The organism is Cuneatibacter caecimuris (assembly GCF_004216775.1).
GTDB lineage: Bacteria > Bacillota > Clostridia > Lachnospirales > Lachnospiraceae > Cuneatibacter > Cuneatibacter caecimuris.
The window spans coordinates 114,270-133,833 of the sequence record NZ_SGXF01000006.1 but is presented as its reverse complement, the minus strand read 5'-3'; the positions used below and the strand labels follow the sequence as shown (position 1 = coordinate 133,833).

Genomic DNA, 19,564 nt, shown 5'->3' with positions numbered 1-19,564 from the left:
TCCGAACAATCAGATTATTATATACCTGCTGCCTGTGAGATGCAAAGTCTTACGGCAGCAGGTTTTGTTTTGTCCCTTTCTGCTTGCAACCTTTCTGTTTCCTGCCATATCATAATTATATATCTGTTAAGGAGGTTGTATATGAGCCCATTTCTGGAAATGAAGCATATTTCTTTTTCATATCACGAAGAAACCGGGGAAACAAAGGCTCTTTCCGATATCAGCCTTGAAGCGGAGGAGGGGGAATTCATCGCGGTGGTAGGACCGTCCGGCTGCGGTAAATCCACGTTGCTTTCCCTGATCTGCGGGCTGCTGAAACCAGAGCAGGGGGAAATTCTGATCCAGGGAAAGCCGCTGGAAGAAAACAGTACCAACATTGGCTACATGCTGCAGAAGGACCATCTTTTTGAATGGCGCACAATTTTCAGCAATGTGACGCTGGGCCTGGAGATTCAGCATAAGCTGACGCCGCAGCGGAAGAATCAGGTGCGGGAAATGATGGAGACTTACGGGCTGGGGGAATTTGCGCAGGCCAGGCCCTCTCAGCTGTCCGGCGGGATGCGGCAGCGGGCCGCCCTGATCAGGACGCTGGCGCTGGAACCGGAAATGCTGCTTTTGGATGAACCCTTTTCAGCCCTGGATTACCAGACCAGGCTGCAGGTTTGCGATGATATTTATAAAATCATCCGGCAGGAAAAAAAGACTGCGATTCTGGTTACCCATGATCTGTCAGAAGCGATCAGCGTGGGCAACCGGATTTATGTGTTGTCCAGCCGTCCGGCTACAGTGGCGTCTGTGATTCCCATTACCTTTGCCGATCAGAACCTCACTCCTCTGGCCCGCCGGAACTCTCCGGAATTCTCCGGATATTTTAATCAGGTGTGGAAGGAGTTGGAAGATCATGCGTCATGAAATGACAGCGCAGGAGGAATATCTGCATCAGAGAAAGATGCGGAAAATACGGATTACCGTCCTGCGCCTTTTGCTTTTACTGCTGCTTCTGGGAGTTTGGGAGCTTACTGCGCGTCTGGGAATCCTGAACGACTTTATTTTCAGCAGCCCGTCCAGAATGGCGATGTGCCTGATGGACATGATGAAGGACGGCAGCATTCTGATGCACACCGGCATAACGCTGCTGGAAACCCTGGTCAGTTTTTTACTGGTGATGGTGCTGGGCGTGAGCTGCGCCATCGGCCTGTGGGCCAGCCCCATGGCGTCCGCCGTTTTGGAACCTTATCTGGTGATGCTCAACAGCCTGCCGAAATCTGCGCTGGCGCCGGTGCTGATCGTATGGCTGGGCGCAAATCCCACTACCATTATTGTGGCTGCTGTTTCCATTTCTGTATTCGGTTCTATGATGACATTGTATACCGGGTTCAGAAGTGCAGATCCGGATCTGATCAAGCTGATCTATACGCTGGGAGGGCACAAAACAGATGTGCTGAAACGGGTGCTGCTTCCAGGCAACATTCCGACGATCATCAGCAATATGAAGGTGAATATCGGACTGTGCCTGGTGGGCGTGATCATCGGAGAATTCCTTGCCGCTCAGGCCGGCCTGGGGTATCTGATCATTTATGGCAGCCAGGTATTCAAAATGGATTGGGTAATGCTCTCTATTGTGATTCTCTGTATTATGGCAATGGTTCTGTATCAGATCATACAAGTACTGGAAAAATGGTGCAAGAAGCGGTTTTAGCAGGAAAAATGGGAAAGAAAGTACCTGGAAGGTATTGACAATCCAGTGAAAGCAATATATACTCAAAAAAGTCATGGTATATTATTTACAGAGTATCCATGCAAATATTTTCTCTGACCCCCGGGAGGGTGAAAGGCCATACGGACAGCCGGGTCAACTGCCGAGAGGCGGCAGCCAGCCGCCATTATTGATTGAGTTAAAAGCTCAATTTTATAAGTTGGTTACTTTATAACCATTGTACGAGGTACAGACAACTTGTAAAAAATCAATAAGAGTAGTAAAAGTAAGTATTTGCTATATAGACTCTGGACAGATATGCCTGAAGGTGAAAACAGGTGAGATGAAATAGTCCTGGTTATGCTGACGGCAGGAAGGGACTTTCTCATTGAAAGATTGATGAAGCAAGCGGTGTACTGTATCGGTATGCCGCTTTTTTTGTTTCATAGGAAACGTAGTTTCCTATGAAACAAAACCCTCTGGGAGATCGCGCTGCGGCAGAAGAGAAACTCTGAAGGAGACATTGGGATGGCAGGAAAGCTAAAGCTCTATGGATTCAACAATTTAACAAAGGCGCTGAGCTTCAATATCTATGACGTCTGTTACGCGAAAACGGATCGGGAACAGCGGGATTATGTGAACTATATTGATGAGCAGTATAATTCGGAACGCCTGACAGGCATTCTGACTACGCTGACAGATATGATCGGAGCAAGAGTTCTGAATATTTCCAGCCAGGATTACGAGCCTCAGGGAGCATCTGTGACAATCTTGATGGCGGAAGAGATGAAACTGCCGGCAGGGGATGCCCAGGTGGCCCATCTGGATAAAAGCCACGTGACGGTTCACACTTATCCGGAATATCATCCGGATACCAGCCTGGCTACCTTTCGGGTGGACATTGACGTGGCTACCTGCGGAGAAATCACGCCATTGTCTACACTGGATTATCTGATCAGGTCCTTTGATTCGGACATCATTACCATGGATTACCGGGTCAGGGGATTTACCAGAGATGTGGATGGAAAAAAGCTGTTTATGGATCACAGGATCACTTCGATCCAGGATTATATTGCTCCGGAGGTCCTGCGGGAATATGATGCGGTGGACATCAATGTCTATGAAGCAAATCTGTTTCATACCAGGATGATGCTGAAGGACATCAATCTGCAGAATTATCTGTTCCACATGGACGTACATGAGCTGCGTCCGGAGGTACGGCTGGAAATTATGAACAATCTGCGCCGGGAAATGATAGAAATATTCAGTGAACGGAATATTTATTGAAGAGAAGGAGACAGAAAAATGCCGGGAGACCAGAAGAGAGCGCCTGTCTATGAGGCGCTGCAGGCTTTTGAAAAAAAGAGGGTGGTTCCTTTTGACGTGCCGGGCCATAAAAGGGGCCGGGGGAATCCGGAACTGGCTGAGCTGCTGGGTGAAAAATGTGTCAGAATGGATGTGAATTCCATGAAACCTCTGGACAATCTGTGCCATCCCATTTCCGTAATCCGGGAAGCGGAAGAGCTGGCGGCGGAGGCGTTCGGCGCGGCCCATGCATTTCTGATGGTGGGCGGAACCACGTCGGCGGTACAGGCCATGGTCCTTTCTTCCGTAAAGCGGGGTGACAAAATCATCCTTCCCAGAAATGTTCACCGCAGCGTGATGGGAGCCCTTGTTTTGTGCGGAGCGGTTCCTGTTTATGTGGACCCGGACTGTCACGAACGCCTGGGAATCCCATTGGGAATGCGGGTGGAGGATGTGCGCAGAGCCATGGAAAGGAATCCGGAGGCCAGGGCTGTGCTGGTGAATAATCCTACTTATTATGGAATCTGCTCTGATCTAAGAGAAATCGTGAAACTGGCTCACGGCCACGGGATGCTCTGCCTGGCGGATGAAGCCCACGGCACTCATTTTTATTTTCATCCCGGGCTTCCGGTATCCGCCATGGAGGCAGGAGCGGATATGGCGGCGGTATCCATGCACAAGTCAGGGGGCAGCCTGACCCAGAGCTCTTTGCTCCTGACAGGACCGGCAGTCTCAGAAGGACAGGTACGGCAGATGATTAATCTGACCCAGACCACCAGCGGTTCATACCTTTTGCTGTCCAGCCTGGATATTTCAAGAAGAAACCTGGCTTTGCGGGGAGAACGGGCATTTGGGCGGGTCATCCAGATGGCGGAATACGCCAGAGAAGAAATCAACCGGATCGGAGGATACTATGCTTTTTCCAGGGAACTGGTCAACGGCGGCAGCGTCTATGATTTTGATGTGACGAAGCTGTCCGTCAACACATTGGAGACAGGGCTGGCAGGCATTGAAGTTTACGACCTGCTGCGGGATGAATACGATATTCAGATAGAATTCGGGGATTTGGGAAATATCCTGGCCTATTTATCCATCGGCGACAGGCCAAGAGAGATCGAACGGCTGGTCAGCGCGCTTTCTGAGGTGAAGCGCCGGTTTCAGAAGGACCAGGCAGGAATGCTGTGCCAGGAGTACATAGAGCCCCAGGTGGTGATTTCGCCTCAGGAGGCGTTTTACGGGGAAAAAGAGTCGGTGCCGCTGGACGCCGCCCTTGGGAGGGTGTGTACGGAATTTGTAATGTGCTATCCTCCGGGAATCCCTATACTGGCTCCGGGAGAGCTGGTTACGGAGGAAGTGCTCCGCTACATCCATTATGCAAGAGAAAAAGGCTGCAGCATGACAGGGCCGGAAGACCCCGGCATCAATCGGCTGAATGTTTGGAAAGGAGAGAGGTGAGCGGATGGAATTTTGGTTTTCTGAGTTTCATACACCAAATGTTAAGCTGTCCATCCGGGTGGACCGTCAGCTGTTTTCCGGCAGGAGCGAATTCCAGAAAATCGACGTGTTCGAGTCTCCGGAGTTCGGGCGCTTTCTGGTCCTGGACGGCTATATGATGCTGACGGAAAAGGATGAGTTCATTTATCATGAAATGATCACCCATGTGCCGATGGCAGTGCATCCCGAAGTAAAACAGGTGCTGGTGATCGGCGCAGGGGACGGCGGAGTGGTGCGGGAGCTGGCCAGATATCCGGAAATCCGCCATATCGACCTGGTGGAAATTGATCAGCTGGTGGTGGAGGTGTGCAAGACGTATCTGCCTCAGACTGCCTGCCGCTTTGACGATCCCCGTCTGACAATCCGTTATGAGGACGGCCTGAAATACATACGGTCCTGTGAGAATCAGTATGATTTGATCATTGTGGATTCCACCGACCCTTTCGGGCCGGGAGAAGGGCTGTTCACCAGGGAATTTTACGGCAACTGTTATAAAGCCCTGCGGGAAGACGGAATTCTGGTGAACCAGCATGAGAGCCCATTCTACAGCGGCGACGCATCAGCCTGCCAGAGGGCCCATAAAAATATTGTGGAGTCCTTTCCTGTCAGCCGGGTGTATCAGGCGCACATTCCGACCTATCCTTCGGGACACTGGCTGTTCGGATTTGCGTCGAAGAAGTATCATCCTCTGAGAAACCTGGATGAGGTGCGCTGGAATATGCGCGGCCTCAGCTGCCGTTACTATACCACCACCCTGCATAAGGGCGCGTTTTACATACCTGCATATGTGGAGGAGCTGCTGAAAGATGTTGAATAAGAATATTGAAACATTTATGATGTGCGATGCGGAATACAGCGAAGCAGAGGTGATCCTGTTCGGCGCGCCTTTTGATTCCACCACTTCCTACCGTCCCGGCGCCAGATTCGGGAGCGGAACGATCCGCAGAGAATCCTACGGCATTGAAAGTTACAGCCCTTATCAGGACAGGGATCTGGCGGATATCGCTGTGATGGACAGCGGGGATATTGAGCTGTGTATCGGGAATACGAATAAAGCGCTGGAGCAGATCGAGGAACGGACTTCCAGGATTTTAGAGGATAAAAAGCTGCCCTTTATGCTGGGAGGAGAACATCTGGTGACCCTTGGCGCTTTCCGGGCGGTACAAAAGCAGTTTCCGGAGGTTTTTGTGATCCATTTTGACGCTCATGCGGACCTGCGGGAAGATTACCTGGGAGTGAAACTGTCCCATGCCTGTGTGCTGAGGCGGTGCTGGGAACTGATAGGGGACGGAAGAATCCACCAATTTGGAATACGCTCCGGCGACCGGGAGGAATTTCTGTGGGGCAAAGACCATGTGGAAACGCGCAAGTTTGATTTTCAGGGTTTGGATCAGACCCTGGAGAAACTGGCCGGCAAGCCGGTCTATCTGACCGTGGATCTGGACGTGCTGGACCCCGGCGTGTTTCCGGGAACAGGAACGCCCGAGCCGGGAGGAGTCAGCTTTTTGGAGCTTCAGCGGGCTGTCACGGCAGTCTGCCGGGAAGCTGCTGTGGTGGGCTGTGATGTGAATGAACTCAGCCCTCATTACGATCCCAGCGGGATTTCCGCTGCCGCAGCCTGCAAAATTGTCAGGGAAATGCTGCTGGCCTTGCAGTTATAATACAGAGCATTTGATAAAACAGACAAAAATACAAACAAGATAAAGGTATGAATGGAGGAAAAATGATGAGCAGAGTATTGGTAATCGGCTGCGGGGGCGTGGCCAATGTGGCTATCCGGAAGTGCTGCCAGAACAGCCAGGTGTTTCAGGAGATCTGTATTGCCAGCCGCACAAGGGAAAAATGCGACGCGCTGAAAAAGGCGCTGGAAGGAAAAACTTCAGCGGTGATCACCACTGAACAGGTGGACGCGGATCAAGTGGACCAGCTGGTTGCACTGATTCAGAAAGTAAAACCGGATCTGGTGATGAATATCGCGCTGCCTTATCAGGATCTGACGGTCATGGATGCCTGCCTGGAATGCGGCGTGAACTATATGGATACCGCCAATTACGAGCCGGAAGACATTCAGGAGCCGTCCTGGCGCGCGGTATACGAAAAACGGTGTAAAGAAGAGGGATTTTCCGCATATTTCGATTATTCCTGGCAGTGGGCTTATCAGGAGAAGTTCCGGGAAAAGGGCCTGACCGCGCTGCTTGGCTCCGGGTTTGATCCCGGGGTGACCCAGGCATTCTGTGCTTATGCCCAGAAACATCTGTTTGATGAAATCGAAACTATCGATATTCTGGACTGCAACGGCGGCGACCACGGGTATCCCTTTGCTACCAACTTCAATCCTGAGATCAACCTTCGGGAGGTATCCGCCCCCGGGTCCTACTGGGAAAACGGACGCTGGGTGGAGATTCCAGCCATGAGCATCAAGAGAGAGTATGAGTTTGATCAGGTGGGCAAGAAGGACATGTATCTGCTGCATCATGAAGAAATTGAATCTCTGGCGAAAAATATTCCCGGTGTGAAGCGCATCCGCTTTTTCATGACCTTTGGCCAGAGCTATCTGACCCATATGAAATGTCTGGAAAATGTGGGTATGCTGTCCACGGAGCCTGTGGAATACGAAGGCCGGCAGATCGTGCCCATCCAGTTTTTAAAGGCCTTGCTGCCGGACCCTGCCACGCTGGGGCCCAGGACTGTGGGAAAGACTAATATCGGCTGTATCTTTACCGGTAAAAAGGATGGGAAAGAGAAGACCGCTTATATCTATAATATCTGCGATCACCAGGAATGTTACCGGGAGGTAGGCTCCCAGGCGATTTCCTATACAACCGGGGTACCGGCGATGATTGGGGCCATGATGCTGCTCACCGGAAAATGGAAACAGCCGGGGGTCTATACGGTAGAAGAATTCGACCCGGACCCCTATATGGAAGCGCTGAATCAGTGGGGACTTCCCTGGGTGGTCAGCGAAAATCCTGTTTTGGTGGAGTAATGCCATGGAAGGACTGGAATTGAGGACGCCGTATTTCCTGGTGGACGAACGCCTTCTTCAGAAAAACCTGGAGCTGCTGCGGCAGGTGGCGGATGAGGCGGGCTGTAAAATCCTGCTGGCCCAGAAAGCCTTTTCCATGTTCGCCTGCTATCCGCAGATCCGCCGTTATCTGGACGGGACCACGGCCAGCGGCCTGCACGAGGCCAGGCTGGGGCGGGAAGAATTCGGCGGAGAGACCCATGTGTTTTCTCCTGCCTACCGGGAGGACGAATTTGAAGAGCTGCTGAGCCTTGCGGATCATTTTGTATTTAATTCTCCCGGACAGGTAAGAAAATTCGGCCTCCGGGCGAAAGAAGCGGGCAAATCCACAGGGCTGCGGGTGAACCCGGAATGCTCCACCCAGGAGGGGCACCAAATATACGACCCCTGCGCTCCCGGTTCCCGGCTGGGAACTACTCTGGCGCAGTTTGATCCTGAACTCCTTCCTTTGCTGGACGGCCTGCATTTTCACACCCTGTGCGAACAGGATTCGGACGCTCTGGAAGTGACAGCCGCCGCCTTTGAGGAAAAGTTCAGCCCATGGCTGAAAGGATTGAAATGGCTGAATCTGGGCGGCGGCCACCATATCACCAGACCCGGTTATGATGTGGAACGGCTGGTGAGAGTGATCCGCCGTCTGAGAGAATCCTATGGGGCGGAAATCTATCTGGAGCCGGGAGAAGCAGTGGTGCTCAATGCAGGATTTCTGGTGACCAGCGTGCTGGAAACCCTTCATAACGGGGTGGAGATCGCCATTTTGGATGCTTCCGCGGCCTGCCATATGCCGGATGTGCTGGAAATGCCCTACCGACCGCCTCTGGCAGGGGCGGTCGGGCCAGGAGAGAAGCCTTTTACCTACCGGCTGGCAGGCCCCACCTGCCTGGCGGGGGATGTGATCGGGGATTATTCCTTTGACAGGCCGCTGGCAGAGGGCAGCCGACTGGTTTTTGAGGATATGGCGCTGTATACCATGGTGAAGACGAATACCTTTAATGGAATGCGGCTGCCTGATATCGTGCTGCGGAAGATGGACGGACAGGTGGAAGTGGTTAAATCCTTTGGATATGAGACGTTTAAAGAGAGGCTGTCTTAACACACTGCATGATAAGGAATTCTGTCATTGAGATAGGGCGCGAGCGGTTTATCCGTTTGCGCCCTTTTGGTCAGCCACAATAAAGCACCGGTGGAACCTGCAGTAATCAGGCTGCCATCCGCTACGGAGGGCTTATTGAATCAAAAAAAGCTCCCGGCCGGACTTGAACCGGCGACCCACGCATTACGAATGCGTTGCTCTACCAACTGAGCCACGGAAGCTTGTGCCTGACGGCAACAAAATATATTATACATAATTTTGGGAAAAATGCAACCACTTTTTAAAAGATTTTATTCATGAAAATTCTTGAAATTCTGAAAGAAATCGTTTATGATAAATACAGAGCGTGCAACTGGCGGAAACAGTGGGAGACCACAGGGGAGCACGCGGATTATCTGAGCCGTCCGCCTGGGCACCTGAAGCATGCAGCAGGGTATCCAGGCGTTTTTTGATACATAGGAAACTGTGTTTCCTATGTATCAAAACCCTCCGGGGGATCGCACTGCGGCATGAGGAATCACGTCGCTAAAGCGACACGCCGCAGGCGGGGAATCCCGCGAGCGGGATTCTTTTTCATTTCATATTATAAAATAATTTGAAACGGATTGCGCTTCCCTGGGCATCAGGAAACACACATAGGAGGAAGAAAAGATGAAAATGGTATCATTACAGGAAGAATTGAAGAGCAATTCTTATCCCGGCAGAGGAATCATCATCGGACGATCTGCAAACGGTACAAAAGCTGTGACCGCGTATTTCATCATGGGAAGAAGCGAGAACAGCAGAAACCGGGTGTTTGTGAAGGACGGAGAAGGAATCAGGACAGAAGCCTTTGACCCCTCTAAACTGGTGGATCCCAGCCTGATCATCTATGCTCCGGTACGGGTGCTGGGAAATAAGACTATCGTTACCAATGGGGACCAGACTGATACAATTTACAGCGGCATGGATCATCAACTGACTTTTGAGCAGTCCCTGCGCAGCAGGGAGTTTGAACCGGACGGTCCGAACTTTACCCCCAGAATTTCAGGAGTGATGCACATAGCAAACGGCGCATATAATTATGCCATGTCTATTTTAAAGAGCAATAACGGCAATCCGGACGCCTGCAGCCGTTATACCTTCGCCTATGAAAATCCTGTTCCGGGAGAAGGGCGTTTTATCCATACTTACATGCACGATGGGGCTCCGCTGCCAAGCTTTGAGGGGGAGCCTAAACTGGTGGGCATCCCGGACGATATGCCGGCGTTTACAGAAATGCTCTGGAACAGCCTGAACGAGTCAAATAAAGTATCTCTGTTTGTACGATATATTGATATCGCTACCGGAGCATACGAGACAAGGATTATTAATAAACATGAAATGCAGGAGGGAACAGACAGATGAAAGAACTGGCGCTGAAATATGGATGCAACCCGAATCAGAAACCTTCCAGAATTTATATGGCGGACGGGTCAGAACTGCCGATCACTGTACTGTCCGGCAACCCGGGCTACATTAACTTCCTGGACGCCTTTAACGGATGGCAGCTGGTGAAGGAGCTGAAAGAATCCACCGGGCTTCCGGCTGCCGCATCCTTTAAGCATGTCTCTCCCGCGGGAGCGGCTGTGGGCCTGCCGCTGACAGATACTCTTGCTAAAATCTACTGGGTGGACGACATGGGCGGGCTTTCTCCGCTGGCATGCGCCTATGCCCGTGCAAGAGGAGCGGACAGAATGTCTTCTTTCGGTGATTTTATCGCCCTGTCTGACGTGTGCGACGTGGATACGGCCAGGATCATCAAGCGTGAGGTTTCTGACGGCGTCATCGCCCCTGGCTATGAACCGGAGGCGCTGGAAATTCTAAAGTCCAAAAAGAACGGAAAGTATAACGTGATCCAGATCGACCCGGAATACTGTCCGGAGCAGCTGGAGCGCAAGCAGGTGTTCGGCATCACCTTTGAGCAGGGCAGAAATGAACTGCCCATCAACAATGACCTGCTGTCCAATGTGGTGACTGAGAATAAAAATATTCCGGATTCCGCTAAAACAGACCTGCTGATTTCCCTGATCACGCTGAAATACACCCAGTCCAACTCCGTATGCTACGTGAAAGACGGCCAGGCTATCGGAATCGGCGCGGGCCAGCAGTCCAGAGTGCACTGTACCAGGCTGGCGGGCAGCAAGGCGGACAACTGGTTCCTGCGCCAGGCTCCTCAGGTGCTGAACCTGCAGTTCGTGGATCACATCAAACGGGCGGACAGGGATAACGCCATAGACGTTTATATCGGCGAGGAATATATGGATGTGCTGGCTGACGGCGTATGGGAAAATACTTTCAAAGTAAAGCCTCCCGTATTCACGCGGGAAGAAAAACGCGCATGGCTGGACCGGATGCAGGGAGTGGCACTGGGTTCCGACGCTTTCTTCCCATTCGGAGACAATATCGAGAGAGCGCATAAAAGCGGCGTGAGCTATATCGCCCAGCCCGGCGGTTCCGTCAGGGACGACAATGTGATTGAAGCCTGCAATAAATATCAGATCGCGATGGCGTTTACAGGAATCCGTCTGTTCCACCATTGAGGTTTGACAAAGAACAGGCAGGGGTGTATAATAGCTGAAATACAAATTTCTGTATGGTCAGCAAGAAAAGGAGGTATTCTAATGGATTTTTTTAACAAACTCGGGGAACAGCTGAGCACCGCAGGCAAGACTGTGGCCGGCAAGGCGAAAGACGTAGCAGAACTGGCAAAACAGAACTCCAGAATCAGCGATAACGAAAGAAGGATGGAAGATGCTTTCAGAGAGATCGGCAGAGCATATTACGCGTCCTGTGAGAGCGCTCCGGAGGGGTATGAGGGATTCTTTCAGGAAGTAGTGGAGGCAAAGGCTGAGATCGAGGCTGCAAAAGCCGAAATTCAGAAGATCAAAGGCGTACGGACCTGCCCGAATTGCGGCGCAGAGGTTCAGGAAGGAAATCTCTTCTGCGGAAACTGCGGCGCGAAGGTGGAGATCGTGGAGCCCGCACAGCCTGAGGAAGAGGTTCAGGAAGAAAATAAAAAGAGAGTCTGCCCGGATTGCGGAAGTGAAGTGGAAGGCGGCCAGTCTTTCTGCAGCAAGTGCGGAAAGAAGATGGACGAGTAAGGAATTCCTTACAAAACGGCAGAATTCAGAGACATCAGGAGGAAAGAAGAAATATGGAGAAGAAATTGCGCGTTGGTATCCTGGGCGGTACCGGTATGGTAGGCCAGAGATTTATTTCCCTGTTGGAGAATCATCCCTGGTTTGAAGTGGCTGCGATTGCGGCGAGCCCCCGTTCCGCGGGAAAGACGTATGAGGATGCAGTGGGAGACCGCTGGAAAATGACCACGCCCATGCCGGAAGCTGTCAGGAAAATGACTGTGCTGAATGTAAATGATGTGGAGCACGTTGCTTCCCAGGTGGATTTTGTATTCAGCGCAGTGGATATGACAAAAGAGGAAATCAAGGCGATTGAAGAAGCCTATGCGAAGGCTGAGACTCCTGTGGTTTCCAACAACAGCGCGCACCGCTGGACTCCTGATGTTCCGATGGTTGTGCCGGAGCTGAATCCGGAGCATATTGAGGTGATCCCTTTCCAGAAGAAACGCCTGGGCACTGAGAGAGGCTTTATCGCGGTAAAGCCCAACTGTTCCATCCAGAGCTATACGCCCGCCCTTCACGCGCTGCGTGAGTTCGGCCCCAAGGTGGTGGTGGCCACTACCTACCAGGCGATCTCCGGCGCGGGAAAAACATTTAAAGACTGGCCGGAGATGCTTGATAATATCATTCCCTATATCGGCGGCGAAGAAGAGAAGAGCGAACAGGAGCCCTTGCGCATCTGGGGTAAGATCGAAGACGGCGTGATCAAAAAAGCCGAAGGCCCGGTGATTACCACGCAGTGTATCCGCGTTCCCGTTTCCGACGGACATACGGCGGCAGTATTTGTTTCTTTTGAAAAGAAGCCCACGAAAGAGCAGATCCTGGAAAAATGGAATTCTTTCCGCGGTGTTCCCCAGGAACTGAATCTGCCCAGCGCACCGAAGCAGTTCATCCGCTATATGGAAGAGGATAACAGGCCTCAGGCCCGTCTGGACAGGGATTATGAAAACGGCATGGGCGTTTCCCTTGGACGCCTCAGAGAAGATACGGTTTATGATTACAAATTTGTCGGCCTTTCCCACAATACGCTGCGCGGCGCGGCCGGCGGAGCGGTGCTGACGGCGGAGCTGCTGACGGCGAAGGGATATATTCAGGCAAAAGAATAAAGAGTCCGGCTCGCCGGACTCGCGCGCCGAAGCGCGGTCGCTTTAGCGGCCATATTTCCTCGGCGCGCAGTGTGATCCCCCGGAGGGATTTGCCGTATAGGGAACGCAGTTTCTTATACGGCAAAAACATGATGAGCAGGGGTGCTGCTGTGAGCGCGGGCAAGATCAGACGCAGATCAGACAGCACCCTGTTTGCGTATACAAAAGGAGCAGAAATGGAACAGACAATTTTCGGTACTACCAGGGCCGGGGAAACGGCTCATCTGTATACACTTTCCAATCATAGAGGAATGAAAGCAGTGGTTTCTGATTTCGGCGCCGTGCTGGTGCAGCTCTGGGTTCCGGACAGAGACGGGAATGCGGCGGACGTTGTTCTGGGATACGAAACGCTGTCGCAGTATGAAATCAATGATCCGGGATTCGGCGCCACCATCGGCCGCCACGCCAACCGGATCGGCGGAGCGGCTTTTGTTCTGAATGGGAAAACAATTCATTTGGAGAAAAATGACGGAGAGAACAACCTGCACAGCGGACAGGGCAGCTATCACAGGAGGCTGTGGCAGGCAGAAGAAGTCTGCTGTCCGGAAGGGGAGAGCGTCCGTTTTTCTCTGTACAGCCCTGACGGAGATCAGGGTTTTCCCGGAAACCTTCAGATTTCTCTTCAGTATGTGCTCACGGAAGAGAATGAACTAAAACTGATTTACCGGGGACAGTCTGACGCAGATACGGTGCTGAATCTGACGAACCACAGCTATTTCAATCTGGCGGGCCAGGGGTCTGTGCTGGAACAGCTGGCCTGGATTGACGCGGACTTTTATACCCGGGCGGATGCAAAATCCATTCCAACAGGAGAAATCCTTCCGGTGGAGAAAACGCCTATGGATTTCAGGGATTGGAAAAAGATCGGCGCGGAGATCGGCGCCGATTATGAGGCGCTGAATTACGGCCAGGGCTACGATCATAACTATGTGCTGAATACAGGCGGAAAACTGGCTCTGGCGGCAAAATTGTGGGACCCGGAGAGCCGGAGGGTCATGGAGGTCTATACGGACAGACCGGGCATGCAGCTGTATTCCGCGAATTTCCTGGACGGGACAGAAAACGGCAAAGGCGGCCTGCCGCTCATCAGACGCGGCGGAATCTGCTTTGAAACACAGTATTATCCTGACAGCGTTCATCACGAAAACTTTCCTTCCTGTGTTCTGAAAGCTGGTGAAGTCTTTGAAAGCGCCACAATATTCCGGTTTTCTTCCAAAGGAACATATGATTTTGATACCGTACATTCCCGTAAAGGAACGGGTGCGGAAAAATGGTCGCCGGTGGAGCGCCAGGATCTGGAAGGCGTGGTTCCTTTCTCTATTGCGGATATGGAATTTCCCAGCGCTCCCCAGATCTCTGAAAAACTGCGGGCGCTGGCGGATACCGGCATCTGGGGCTATACCTGCGTGACGGACCGGTTTAGAGAATCCGTCTGCACATGGATGGCCCGCCGCCATCATTATCAGGTACAGCCGGAATGGATTGTCAATACATACGGGGTGGTGCCGGCGTTTTATACCGCGGTCCGGGCTTTGACAGGACCGGGAGACGGCGTGCTGATCCAGACGCCGGCCTACCCTCCGTTTTACGGGGCGGTCCGGGATTCCGGGAGGAAACTGGTGGAGAATCCTCTGAAGCTGGAAGAAGGCGTTTACAGGATTGATTTTGATGACTTGGAACAGAAATGCGCGGAAGCGAAACTGATGATTTTCTGTAACCCCCATAACCCCACAGGACGGGTGTGGTCTGAAGAAGAGCTGCGCAGGGTGGGAGAGATCTGCCGGAAGCACGGCGTGGTGATTTTCTCCGATGAAATCCATTCCGATCTGATCATGCGCCCAAACCGCCACCACACCTTTGCCTCTCTGGACGCGGAACTGGAACAGATGATCCTCACCGGTTTTTCCGCCAGCAAAACCTTTTCCCTGGCAGGTCTGATCTGCTCCAGCATTTTGATTCCCAACCCGTCTCTGCGGGAAAAATTTGAAGGTCAGATGGAGCGGGAAGGCGTGATGTTCAACAATGTGTTCGGGCAGACCGCCACCCAGACTGCTTTTGAAGAAGGGGAAGAATGGCTGGAAGAGCTGCTGCCTTATATTTGGGAGAATTATTTGTTTGTGAAACGCTGGTTTGCCGCTCATTTTCCCCAGATCCATGTATTCCCCATGGAAGGGACTTATCTGTTGTGGGCGGATTTCTCAGGCCTTGGCTTGAACCAGGAGGAGTTGGAGCAGTTCCTGCAGAAAGAGGCAAAGTTGTATCTGGATGAAGGCTATATCTTTGGACCGGCGGGAAGCCGTTATGAACGCATCAATCTGGCCTGTCCCAGAACATGCCTGGAAGAAGGGCTGGGCCGCCTGCTGGACGCCTGGAACCAGCGTCAGGTGATCCATGGGTAAAAGCTTATATATAGCGGAAAAACCCAGCGTTGCCCAGGAATTTGCTAAAGCGCTGAAGATCAGCGGCAGCCGCAGGGACGGCTATCTGGAGTCAGAGGATTCGGTGGTGACCTGGTGCGTGGGCCATCTGGTGACCATGAGCTATCCGGAAAGATATGACCCTTCTCTGAAAAGGTGGAATTCAGATATGCTGCCTTTTCTTCCCCAGGAGTGGAAATATGAAATTATTGACAGCGTCAGAAAACAGTTTGACACTGTCAGCGCTTTGCTGAACCGCCCGGACGTGGACACGATCTATGTCTGCACCGACTCCGGGCGGGAAGGAGAATATATCTACCGTCTGGTAGAACAGATGGCCGGAGTAACAGGAAAACAGCGAAAAAGAGTCTGGATTGATTCTCAGACGGAGGAAGAAATCCGGCGGGGCATCGCGGAGGCAAAGGATCTCTCTGCCTATGATAACCTCAGCGCTTCCGCCTATCTGCGGGCGAAAGAGGATTACCTGATGGGAATCAATTTTTCCAGGATCCTGACTCTGAAGTTTGGGCCGCCTATTTCCAGTTTTATGCACACTCGTTTTACCGTGCTGTCCGTAGGCCGTGTGATGACCTGCGTGCTGGGCATGGTGGTACGCAGAGAGCGGGAAATCCGGCATTTTGTAAAAACGCCTTTTTTCCGGGTGCTGGGGGATTTTCAGCTGCTGGAGCACCATTTTGAGGGGGAATGGAGGGCCGTACCCGGTTCATTCTACGAGAACTCCCCTCTGCTCTACAAAGAAAACGGTTTCCGGAAAAAAGAGGATGCACAGCGGCTGATACAGGCGCTGTCAGCAGTTTCTCCGCTGACCGCTTCTGTGGAAAAAATAGAGCGGAAACGGGAGACAAAAAACCCGCCGCTGCTCTTTAATCTGGCGGAGCTTCAGAATGAATGTTCAAGACGTTTTAAAATCAGCCCGGATGAGACGCTGAGGATCACTCAGGAACTTTATGAAAAAAAGCTGGTGACTTATCCCAGAACAGACGCCAGAGTGCTCTCCACAGCAGTCTGTAAAGAAATCGGAAAAAATATCAGCGGCCTGCAGGGGTTTCAGCCCCTGGCCGGATTTGCGCAGGAAATCCTGGCGGACGAGGCCTGGAAAAAGATCGCCAAAACCCGATACTGCAATGACAAACAGATCACGGACCACTATGCCATCATTCCCACAGGGCAGGGATTCGGCGCACTGCGCAGCCTGGCCCCGGCGGGCCTTCATGTCTATGAGGTCATTGCCCGGCGTTTTTTAAGCATTTTTTATCCGCCGGCCATTTATCAGAAGTATCAGCTGGATCTGTCCATGCCCGGTCATTTTCCGGGAAAAGAGACCCAGGAAGAGCGGAGGGAACATTTTTTTGCCAGCTTCCGCGTGATGCTGGAAGAAGGATATCTGAAGGTGGCAGGCGTTTCACAGATGAAATCTTCTGGAAAGGAAGATAAGGGAGAAGATGCGGAACAGGATGTCAAAAACGACCCGGTTTTTCTGGAGAACTTGAAGAAGCTGAAAAAGGGGGACATGATCCCTGCTAACAGGCTGGAGATCAAAGAAGGGGAAACTTCCCCTCCCAAACGCTATACTTCCGGCTCTCTGATCCTGGCGATGGAAAATGCGGGGCAGCTTATTGAGGATGAAGATCTGCGGGCCCAGATGAAAGGAAGCGGTATCGGGACCAGCGCCACCCGGGCGGAGATCCTGAAAAAGCTGGTTACCATTAAATATCTTGGGCTCAACGGCAAGACCCAGATCGTGACGCCTACCTTGCTGGGAGAAATTATTCACGACGTGGTGGACGCCTCCATGCGGCAGCTGCTGAACCCTGAGCTGACTGCCAGCTGGGAAAAAGGACTGACCTATGTGGCGGAAGGGACAATTACGCCGGAAGAATACATGCAGAAGCTGGAACGTTTTGTGACGCTGCGCACCAATGGGGTGAAGCAGATAAGAGGCGTATCCGGCATCCGGTCCAGATTTGAGGAAATCGCGCCCTATTATGGGAGAAAGAACAATGAAACAGGACAAAGAACTGGAAAAACTGACCAGAGAAGCGCAGAAAAACGTGCGGTCAGAGCAAAAACAGGAAAAGATATCCGCCAGAGCGGCCCGGAAAGAAGAAAAAGCAGCGGAAAAAGCGGCGAGAGCCTTTCATAAAAAACAGCAGGAAGCCGCTTCTCTTGCCATGCGCGCCTGGATTTCTGGCGAAAACACATTCGGGAAAAAGCCTGCTGCCCTGGAATGCGCCGGTGAGTTTGACGTGCTGAACCTGCACTATTATTATTTCCGCTTTCGGCTGAGCCTGAGAGGAAAATGGCTGCTGGCTGTGTGCGGCGGATATGAAAAAAATTCTCTGACCCACTGCGGACATATCTTCAGCGAGGGCAAGCCCTTTGATGAACGCACCGCCAAGGGGCAGGCGCTGGCCCTGGTAGGGATCATCCGGCACTTCCGGGCGCAGCAGGAGCAGGAGGATTTCCAGGACGGCATTATAGAAGGAAGCTTATTGATTCAGAAAAAAGATTCATAATTCAGAGATCCCCTGTATATACTGTATCAGTATTAATGGAAGGGGATCTTTTTATGGAATCATTTCATGTGTATCAGGATATACAAGCCCGTACCGGGGGGGACATCTATATTGGAGTGGTAGGCCCGGTCCGCACCGGAAAATCCACTTTTATCAAACGGTTCATGGATCTTCTGGTGCTGCCGGGCATTGAAGATGTACATAGCAGGGAGCAGGCTAAAGATGAGCTCCCCCAGTCGGCCGCCGGAAGAACTATCATGACCACCGAACCCAAATTCATTCCAAAGGACGCTGCAAAGCTTTCTCTGGGAGATGGGGTGGAGGTGAATGTGCGCCTGATCGACTGTGTGGGCTTTATGGTGGACGGCGCGGTAGGCCATGAGGAGGACAATGAGGAACGGATGGTGAAAACCCCCTGGTCTGATCAGGAAATACCGTTCACGCAGGCTGCGGAGATCGGCACCAGGAAAGTGATCACAGATCATTCCACCATCGGCATCGCAGTGACTACAGATGGGTCCATCAGCGACATCCCCAGAGATGCCTATGTGCCGGCGGAAGAACGGACGGTTCAGGAACTGAAACAGATCGGAAAGCCATTTATTCTGCTGCTGAACTGCGTGAAGCCTTATTCTCCGGAGACCAGACAGCTGGCCGGCCAGCTGGAGGAAAAATACGGCGTCCATGTGCTGCCGGTCAACTGTGAGCAGCTGCGCAGCGAGGACCTGCTTCAGATCATGGGAATGGTGCTGGAAGAATTTCCGGTGACAGAGCTTGATTTTGAAATCCCCAAATGGGTGGAAATCCTGCCCGCCACCCACTGGCTGAAATCCCATGTAATTGAGCTGGCAAAGCAGATGCTGTCCCAGGTAGCTTCTATGAAAGACCTGCGGGAAGAACTGGAATATCCGGAGAGCCAGCATGTGAAGCGGATGAAAATCGAGAAAAAGAACCTGGCGGACGGGACAGTCTCCATTTCAGTGCAGGTGGAGGGCAGCTATTATTATCAGATCATCAGCGAATACACAGGAATTTCCATCACCGGAGAATATCAGCTGATGAAAACGCTGCTGGCTATGGCCGGCCAGCGTCAGGAATACGAAAAGGTGCGTTCCGCTCTGGATGCGGTGCGGCAGAAGGGATATGGCGTGGTGACGCCGGACCGTTCGGAAATCTTGCTGGATGATCCGGAACTGATCCGCCATGGCAATAAATTCGGCGTGAAAATGAAAGCCCAGGCTCCGTCCATCCACCTGATCCAGTCCTATATTGAAACCGAAATCGCTCCCATCGTGGGCAGCGAGGAACAGGCGAAAGACCTGATCTCCTATATTAAGAGCGCGGCTCAGGAGAGCCAGGACGGTATCTGGGACACGAATATTTTCGGCAAATCCATAGAACAGATTGTGGACGACGGCATTCATACCAAGATCAATCAGATGACAGATTCCTGCCAGCAGAAGCTTCAGGACGCTTTGCAGAAGATTATCAATGACAGCAACGGCGGCGTCATCTGCATCATTATCTGAAATTTGTTTCCTTCTATTGAAATCGCCCTTCATTCCCTCTATAATGGTTGTCATACACTGCCATTACAGTGGGAATGAAGGGCGATTTTATATGAGATTTATTTCAGCCCCCCAGGAGGGACAAAAAGAGCCGCAGATCTGCTGATGCGTCTATTGGGAGGAGAA

Annotated in this window: 15 protein-coding genes, 1 tRNA gene and 1 riboswitch; of the genes, 15 read left to right on the top strand and 1 reads right to left on the bottom strand. The window is 52.0% G+C overall.

Annotated features, from left to right (window positions below; translation table 11 throughout):
• The first annotated feature begins 141 nt into the window (after positions 1-141).
• The 8 genes from EV209_RS13420 (at position 142) to nspC (ending at position 8,613) form a co-directional block, all read left to right on the top strand.
• Complete coding sequence (locus EV209_RS13420; RefSeq protein ID WP_130435985.1) at positions 142-912, top strand: ABC transporter ATP-binding protein; 771 nt, start codon at positions 142-144, stop codon at positions 910-912.
• On the top strand, positions 902-1,699 hold the full coding sequence (locus EV209_RS13415) for an ABC transporter permease (RefSeq protein WP_130435984.1): 798 nt from the start codon (positions 902-904) through the stop codon (positions 1,697-1,699). Before EV209_RS13420 ends, EV209_RS13415 begins: the two co-directional genes overlap by 11 nt.
• A gap of 525 nt (positions 1,700-2,224) precedes the next feature.
• Positions 2,225-2,983: an adenosylmethionine decarboxylase gene (gene speD, locus EV209_RS13410; RefSeq protein ID WP_130435983.1), complete on the top strand. Its 759-nt coding sequence runs from the start codon at positions 2,225-2,227 to the stop codon at positions 2,981-2,983.
• Positions 2,984-3,001: 18 nt separating this feature from the next.
• On the top strand, positions 3,002-4,456 hold the full coding sequence (locus EV209_RS13405) for an aminotransferase class I/II-fold pyridoxal phosphate-dependent enzyme (protein WP_130435982.1): 1,455 nt from the start codon (positions 3,002-3,004) through the stop codon (positions 4,454-4,456).
• A gap of 4 nt (positions 4,457-4,460) precedes the next feature.
• Positions 4,461-5,312 carry a polyamine aminopropyltransferase gene (speE, locus tag EV209_RS13400; RefSeq protein WP_130435981.1) on the top strand — a complete coding sequence of 284 codons (852 nt, stop codon included), beginning with the start codon at positions 4,461-4,463 and terminating at the stop codon, positions 5,310-5,312.
• Entirely contained in the window at positions 5,302-6,156 is an 855-nt protein-coding gene (gene speB / locus EV209_RS13395) for an agmatinase (protein WP_130435980.1), read from the top strand. Before speE ends, speB begins: the two co-directional genes overlap by 11 nt.
• A gap of 65 nt (positions 6,157-6,221) precedes the next feature.
• A complete protein-coding gene (locus tag EV209_RS13390; RefSeq protein WP_130435979.1) occupies positions 6,222-7,481 on the top strand; it encodes a saccharopine dehydrogenase family protein in 1,260 nt (419 codons plus the stop codon).
• A 4-nt stretch (positions 7,482-7,485) separates the two neighbouring features.
• The gene (nspC, locus tag EV209_RS13385) at positions 7,486-8,613 is read left to right on the top strand and encodes a carboxynorspermidine decarboxylase (RefSeq protein WP_130435978.1); all 1,128 of its coding nucleotides are present in this window, start codon (positions 7,486-7,488) and stop codon (positions 8,611-8,613) included.
• Between the two features lie 148 nt (positions 8,614-8,761).
• Here the strand turns inward: nspC and EV209_RS13380 are convergent.
• Positions 8,762-8,834: transfer RNA gene (locus EV209_RS13380), tRNA-Thr, on the bottom strand.
• Between the two features lie 117 nt (positions 8,835-8,951).
• Positions 8,952-9,034, top strand: a riboswitch (ZMP/ZTP riboswitch).
• A gap of 230 nt (positions 9,035-9,264) precedes the next feature.
• On the opposite strand from EV209_RS13380, the gene EV209_RS13375 reads away from it, so the two are divergent.
• The 7 genes from EV209_RS13375 (at position 9,265) to spoIVA (ending at position 19,399) form a co-directional block, all read left to right on the top strand.
• The gene (locus EV209_RS13375; protein WP_130435977.1) at positions 9,265-9,999 is read left to right on the top strand and encodes an IMP cyclohydrolase; all 735 of its coding nucleotides are present in this window, start codon (positions 9,265-9,267) and stop codon (positions 9,997-9,999) included.
• Positions 9,996-11,174 (top strand): phosphoribosylaminoimidazolecarboxamide formyltransferase, encoded by a 1,179-nt coding sequence (locus tag EV209_RS13370; protein WP_130435976.1) that lies wholly within the window; start codon positions 9,996-9,998, stop codon positions 11,172-11,174. The genes EV209_RS13375 and EV209_RS13370 overlap by 4 nt, the downstream gene beginning before the upstream one ends.
• 81 nt (positions 11,175-11,255) lie before the next feature.
• A complete protein-coding gene (locus tag EV209_RS13365; protein ID WP_130435975.1) occupies positions 11,256-11,735 on the top strand; it encodes a zinc ribbon domain-containing protein in 480 nt (159 codons plus the stop codon).
• A 53-nt stretch (positions 11,736-11,788) separates the two neighbouring features.
• The gene (gene asd, locus EV209_RS13360) at positions 11,789-12,877 is read left to right on the top strand and encodes an aspartate-semialdehyde dehydrogenase (RefSeq protein WP_130435974.1); all 1,089 of its coding nucleotides are present in this window, start codon (positions 11,789-11,791) and stop codon (positions 12,875-12,877) included.
• Between the two features lie 215 nt (positions 12,878-13,092).
• Entirely contained in the window at positions 13,093-15,315 is a 2,223-nt protein-coding gene (locus tag EV209_RS16895) for a PatB family C-S lyase (protein ID WP_130435973.1), read from the top strand.
• Complete coding sequence (locus tag EV209_RS13350; protein WP_130435972.1) at positions 15,308-17,497, top strand: DNA topoisomerase; 2,190 nt, start codon at positions 15,308-15,310, stop codon at positions 17,495-17,497. The genes EV209_RS16895 and EV209_RS13350 overlap by 8 nt, the downstream gene beginning before the upstream one ends.
• Positions 17,498-17,923: 426 nt before the next feature.
• Entirely contained in the window at positions 17,924-19,399 is a 1,476-nt protein-coding gene (gene spoIVA / locus EV209_RS13345) for a stage IV sporulation protein A (RefSeq protein ID WP_130435971.1), read from the top strand.
• Positions 19,400-19,564: the final 165 nt, after the last annotated feature.

What these genes read in the sequence shown, in the direction of transcription:
- EV209_RS13405 (WP_130435982.1), top strand. Translation starts at nt 3,002, where the DNA reads ATGCCGGGAGACCAGAAGAGAGCGCCTGTCTATGAGGCGCTGCAGGCT.
- speE (WP_130435981.1), top strand. Translation starts at nt 4,461, where the DNA reads ATGGAATTTTGGTTTTCTGAGTTTCATACACCAAATGTTAAGCTGTCC.
- EV209_RS16895 (WP_130435973.1), top strand. Translation starts at nt 13,093, where the DNA reads ATGGAACAGACAATTTTCGGTACTACCAGGGCCGGGGAAACGGCTCAT.
- EV209_RS13350 (WP_130435972.1), top strand. Translation starts at nt 15,308, where the DNA reads ATGGGTAAAAGCTTATATATAGCGGAAAAACCCAGCGTTGCCCAGGAA.
- EV209_RS13375 (WP_130435977.1), top strand. Translation starts at nt 9,265, where the DNA reads ATGAAAATGGTATCATTACAGGAAGAATTGAAGAGCAATTCTTATCCC.
- EV209_RS13420 (WP_130435985.1), top strand. Translation starts at nt 142, where the DNA reads ATGAGCCCATTTCTGGAAATGAAGCATATTTCTTTTTCATATCACGAA.
- spoIVA (WP_130435971.1), top strand. Translation starts at nt 17,924, where the DNA reads ATGGAATCATTTCATGTGTATCAGGATATACAAGCCCGTACCGGGGGG.
- asd (WP_130435974.1), top strand. Translation starts at nt 11,789, where the DNA reads ATGGAGAAGAAATTGCGCGTTGGTATCCTGGGCGGTACCGGTATGGTA.
- speD (WP_130435983.1), top strand. Translation starts at nt 2,225, where the DNA reads ATGGCAGGAAAGCTAAAGCTCTATGGATTCAACAATTTAACAAAGGCG.
- speB (WP_130435980.1), top strand. Translation starts at nt 5,302, where the DNA reads ATGTTGAATAAGAATATTGAAACATTTATGATGTGCGATGCGGAATAC.
- EV209_RS13390 (WP_130435979.1), top strand. Translation starts at nt 6,222, where the DNA reads ATGAGCAGAGTATTGGTAATCGGCTGCGGGGGCGTGGCCAATGTGGCT.
- EV209_RS13365 (WP_130435975.1), top strand. Translation starts at nt 11,256, where the DNA reads ATGGATTTTTTTAACAAACTCGGGGAACAGCTGAGCACCGCAGGCAAG.
- nspC (WP_130435978.1), top strand. Translation starts at nt 7,486, where the DNA reads ATGGAAGGACTGGAATTGAGGACGCCGTATTTCCTGGTGGACGAACGC.
- EV209_RS13370 (WP_130435976.1), top strand. Translation starts at nt 9,996, where the DNA reads ATGAAAGAACTGGCGCTGAAATATGGATGCAACCCGAATCAGAAACCT.
- EV209_RS13415 (WP_130435984.1), top strand. Translation starts at nt 902, where the DNA reads ATGCGTCATGAAATGACAGCGCAGGAGGAATATCTGCATCAGAGAAAG.